This is a genomic window from Nocardioides sp. (assembly GCF_004803405.1).
Lineage (GTDB): Bacteria > Actinomycetota > Actinomycetes > Propionibacteriales > Nocardioidaceae > Nocardioides > Nocardioides vastitatis.
Map to the genome: position 1 here is coordinate 1 of NZ_SSXI01000249.1, position 3,197 is coordinate 3,197.

Genomic DNA, 3,197 nt, shown 5'->3' on the forward strand with positions numbered 1-3,197 from the left:
CCGCCGGCGGATGCCGGGCCGCCGAGGTACGGCGGCGGGGCTGCCGCCTGGCCCGGCTGTCCGTACCCGGGCTGCGGAGGCTGCTGCGGGTAGCCCTGCGGGTGACCCTGCTGGGGCGGGACGCCGTACGGCGGCTGGCTCATGGGAGCCAGCCTAGGAGCGAGCGCGTCGACGCTGCACCCGTTCGGAGTTTTCAGGTCGGTGGTGCACCGGCAGGATTGGTCGGCCGAGGGAGGCAACCTCAGGTCCGCTCACCTCGTTGAGCCGGCATGGAGCGATCGAACGATGCGTGACGAGGCGGCGTTCGTGGAGTTCGCCGAAGCGGCACGCGGGCGGCTGCGCAGCACCGCGTACCTGATGTGCGGTGACTGGGACCAGGCGTCGGACCACGTCCAGGAGGGCCTGATCCGCGTGTACGTCGCGTGGCCGCGGCTGACCAGGGCGGGCCGCGAGTACGCCTACGCCCGCAAGGCGGTGATCAGCGCGTTCCTCGATCACGTCCGGCGCCGGTCGAGCACAGAGGTCCCCACGGACCACCACCACGACCTGCCCTCCGGGCAGGACCTCGCCGAGGCCGTCACGTCCCGGACCACGCTGATGGCGGCTCTCGCCGAGCTGCCCCCGCGACAGCGGGCGTGCGTCGTGCTGCGCTACTTCGAGGATCTCAGCGTCGCCGACGTCGCGGCCGTCCTGCGGTGCACCGAGGGCACGGTCAAGAGCCAGACCTCCCGCGCCCTGGCCTCGCTCCGGACCAGTTTCGAAGACCTGCCGATCGACGGGCTGCTGACCGAAGGAGCAACACCGTGAACAACCTGAGCGAACTGCTGAGCGACACCGTCGCCGACCCGCCCCGTGAGGAGCGCGACCTCGGACCCGTCCTCGCCCGGGGCAGGCAGCGGGTCCGTCGTCGCCGGCTGACGGCCTTCGGCGGTGCGACCCTCGCCACCGCCGCGGTCGTCGCGACCGTCTCGCTCGTCTCGCTCGACCCAGGCCCGCCGGACCTCGCGACCGCAGGTGTCCCGCAACCGGATGCGCCGACCCTCAGACTGGCCGATGCAGTGCCCGCGACCGAGGGCAGCGACTACCGCGTCCTGGCGTCCCACACGACCGAGGACCTGTACGCCGACAACGGGCAGTACTTCGACGGCGTGACCGACGACGGGCGGATCCTGTTCCGAGACGGGCCGCGCAGGAACCAGCCCCAGGCACGGTTCGCCCTCATGGACCCGGCGACCGGCGAGAAGGACTGGCTGCCCGACCTCGACGCCGGGGTCGCACAGACGTGGCCGCTCCAGCTCGGCGAGGACCGACTGGTGCTGCTCAGCCCCGACGAGCGCAGCAAGACCGTGGGGCTGGTCGTCCACATCTTCGACCGCGCGAGCCGCACCTGGCGCACCATGACGTGGGCGGGTCTGCCCGAGGTGGAGGATCCGTTCCGCGCCGTGCTCGGGCCCAAGGACCGGCTCTACGTCCCCGTGCCGCTGACCCAGGGCCAGCCTCCGAAGGGCGGGTGGCCGGTCAGCCCCGACGGCGAGGCGGACGACGCCGACGCGGACGGTGACACCTATCGGCTCTGGTCCGCCTCGCTGACCGACGCCTCGGACGTCCGCGACGAAGGGCTCACCGTCGGCTCCGTGGCGTTCACCGACGACGCGATGGTGTGGACCGACTCCACCAACGGCGACGCCGGGCAGGTGCACGTGCGCAACCTCAGGACCGGAGCCGAGCACGCCTTCGATCCCGAATCCGGCGAGAAGTGCAACCTGCTCTCCTTCGGCGCCACGGACGACCGGATCGTCATGGGCCAGTACTGCGGCACCTACGACGAGGGCGTGCGGGACGACCGCGTGCAGGTGCTGGACACCGAGGGGAACCAGGTCGTCACGCTGCAGGACAGCAGCATCGGGGGCGAGCTCGCCTCCGACCACGGCGACGGCCTGGTGACGGTGACGGCCTACGGCCGCGACACCGACGGCACCTACCTCTACGACCTCGGCTCGGGACGGTTCCTGCGAATCACGGACGAGGTCTCGTCCTGGGAGACGAGCGGGCCGGTCCCGAGGGGGCAGTTCCTGTGGAACACGCCGGCGAACAGGGGGAACGGCATGACCCAGCACCTGGGCGAGCTGATCGACTGACCGGTCGACTGACCGGTGCCGGCGGGTCCTCAGGTGCCGTCGTCGCTGATCAGCCAGCGGCCGCCGACGTCCTGCAGCTCGATGACCGTCTTCTCGGCCTCCCCGTAGGCGGTGACCGTGATCGGGACCGTCGCGGTGCCGGCGGCGCCGTCGACCGTGGCGTCACCGAGGCGGTACTCGATCTGGTCCCTCAGGCTCGGCGGGATCTCGCGGGCGTCACAGCCACCGCCCTCCTCCTGGAGGTACTTCTCGGTGACCAGGTCCTCCGCGGTCGCGCAGTCCCCCGCGAGGACGGACTCGATGAACGCCTCGACCACCGCGGACGGATCGTCGGCGACCTGGTCGGCGGTGCTGGTGCCCCGTGGGCGTCCTGGGGTCGAGGGCCCGTCGGTCGGGTCGGTCGGCGCCGTGCTCGAGCCGGACTCGGTGCCCGTGGCCGACGAGCCGGTGGTGACGGCCGCCGCGCTGCTCGACGCATCGGCCCCTTCCTGGCCGTCCTCGTCGTCACCGGCCAGCAGCAGGACCAGCCCGGTGACCACCCCGGCGAGCACGAGCACACCGATCACCGCGAGGGCGACCCAGGGTCCGTTGCCCTGACCCGAGGAGCCGGAAGCGCCCGAGGAGCCCGGGGGTGCGGGCGGCGGAGGGAACGAGGGAGGCGGGAAGGACGGCGGCGGGACGGCGGCGTCCGGCCGGTTCGGGTCGCTCATGGGCTGGCCTGGTCGACGTACTCGGAGAGCCAGGATGCCCAGTCCGAGAGGTCGGTCGGCAGGTCGGTGAGCTCCGTCGGGACGTCGGTGGGCATCTCCGGCACGGTGGCGAGGTCCGTCGCGGGATCGGTGGCAGTCGACGGCGGGCTCGAGGACTCCGGCGCATCCGAGGTGGTCGTCTGGTCGACGCCCCTGCGCTCGTCCTCCTCACCCTTCAGGAGCAGGAGGGCGGCCACGACGATGATCCCGATCAGGAGCAGCACGCCGATCACGGCGAGGGCGACCCAGGGCCCGTTGCCGGACTTCTGCGGTGGCTGGCCGAACGGTGGCTGGCCGAACGGTGGCTGGC

General features: G+C 72.3%; 4 protein-coding genes. 2 read left to right on the plus strand and 2 right to left on the minus strand.

Annotated features, from left to right (window positions below; all coding sequences use genetic code 11):
* Positions 1-285: 285 nt before the first annotated feature.
* Both E7Z54_RS18025 and E7Z54_RS18030 read left to right on the plus strand, forming a co-directional pair.
* Complete coding sequence (locus E7Z54_RS18025; RefSeq protein WP_136436073.1) at positions 286-807, plus strand: SigE family RNA polymerase sigma factor; 522 nt, start codon at positions 286-288, stop codon at positions 805-807.
* Positions 804-2,138 carry a hypothetical protein gene (locus tag E7Z54_RS18030; RefSeq protein WP_136436075.1) on the plus strand — a complete coding sequence of 445 codons (1,335 nt, stop codon included), beginning with the start codon at positions 804-806 and terminating at the stop codon, positions 2,136-2,138. Before E7Z54_RS18025 ends, E7Z54_RS18030 begins: the two co-directional genes overlap by 4 nt.
* A gap of 29 nt (positions 2,139-2,167) precedes the next feature.
* On the opposite strand, the gene E7Z54_RS18035 is transcribed toward E7Z54_RS18030, so the two are convergent.
* Together E7Z54_RS18035 and E7Z54_RS23445 are read right to left on the minus strand one after the other, a co-directional pair.
* Entirely contained in the window at positions 2,168-2,848 is a 681-nt protein-coding gene (locus tag E7Z54_RS18035) for a hypothetical protein (protein WP_136436077.1), read from the minus strand.
* On the minus strand, positions 2,845-3,197 hold a 353-nt coding region (locus E7Z54_RS23445), incomplete at its 5' end, for a hypothetical protein (RefSeq protein WP_206056378.1). The genes E7Z54_RS18035 and E7Z54_RS23445, both read right to left, overlap by 4 nt.

Bases quoted from the DNA above. Each gene is read 5' to 3' on its own strand.
- E7Z54_RS18035 (WP_136436077.1), bottom strand. From the start codon at position 2,848: ATGAGCGACCCGAACCGGCCGGACGCCGCCGTCCCGCCGCCGTCCTTC.
- E7Z54_RS18025 (WP_136436073.1), top strand. From the start codon at position 286: ATGCGTGACGAGGCGGCGTTCGTGGAGTTCGCCGAAGCGGCACGCGGG.